At 73.2% G+C, this 1,111-nt stretch carries 2 pseudogenes; both read right to left on the reverse strand.

Going from position 1 to position 1,111, the window contains the following annotated elements:
- Window positions 1-494 (reverse strand): annotated as a pseudogene (locus ETD86_RS54455) (UvrD-helicase domain-containing protein); the annotation flags it as partial.
- 4 nt (window positions 495-498) lie between these two features.
- Window positions 499-1,111, reverse strand: a pseudogene (locus tag ETD86_RS56565) (hypothetical protein); the annotation flags it as partial.

Raw genomic sequence — 1,111 nt, forward strand, 5'->3', positions numbered from 1 at the left:
GGCGGGAGCAGGGGTTCGAGCGCGGCCACGTCGGCTTCGGTCGTGATGAGCCGGAACAGCGGCAGGGCGTGCCCGTCCAGGCCGAGCGCCAGCAGGTCGCCGTCGCAGATGGGGTCGAACAGCCGCGACTTGGCCGACCTGCGTAATGCGGGCCCCACCCGCTCCAGGGCCTCGGCGTCCCACTCCTCGACGACGCCGACCACGGGGTTGACGCCGTACCTGTGGCGTTTCGCGTACGACCAGGCCTCGGGGTCGGGCAGGACCGTACGCAGCCAATAGACGTCCCGCTGGCGTACCGCCACCCCGCGATGCCCCTCGGCCAGCCGCAGCGTGGCCACTCGCGGATCCCTGGCGCTCCGCACCCGCTCGGGATGCGGGGCGCCGGAGACGTTCAGCAGGAACCGGCGCAGCGCGACCACGGCGTCCCTGCGCACCGGCTGGGCCAGTGCGCTGAGTTCCCTGGGAAACTCAGGGGCGATCGCGAGCCGCGGCACCGGCTCAGTCCAAGAGAGCTAGCAGATCGCGGTCCCCGCGTTCGCGGAGCCTGACCAGCAGGTCCGGCAGGCTCACCGGACCCGTCATGCCGATCCTGGTGGCGATCACCCTGGCCGCCTGATCTCGGGTGCCGCCCGGAGCCGTGTACCCGACCAGGCGCAGCGCCTTGGTGATCTTCTCGGCGCCCTGCGCGGCGACCGGCAGGTGCCTGGCCCGGAGCACACCCTCGTCCGACAACGTCAGGAACAGGTGCCCGCCCTCGCGCGCGCCGACGTCCGCGAGGAGGCGCTCAATGGATTCGAGCACCGGCCGGCCGTGCCAGGTCAAGGTCAGCTCGCCCGCGGCGCTCCTGACCGTCCTGCTCTCACCCGGCGACAGGCCCAGGTAGGAGGCGAAGCCCGTCGGCAGCGCGCACTCGCTGCCCGCCAGCTGCTCGGCGGTCACGTCGATGCGCAACCACCAGCGGCCGTCCGGCTGCCTGAAGCAGCGCCTGGTCTGGGAGACGTCCTTCAGCGGCTGGTACGGCTTCTGCTCGCCCGGCGTGCCGTTGGACTCGCCCGGCGGGGGCGCGCCAGGGGCGAACGCCTGGAACTGCGGTGGACCCGGGGGCGGGGGC

This window comes from Nonomuraea turkmeniaca, assembly GCF_005889735.1.
Lineage (GTDB): Bacteria > Actinomycetota > Actinomycetes > Streptosporangiales > Streptosporangiaceae > Nonomuraea > Nonomuraea turkmeniaca.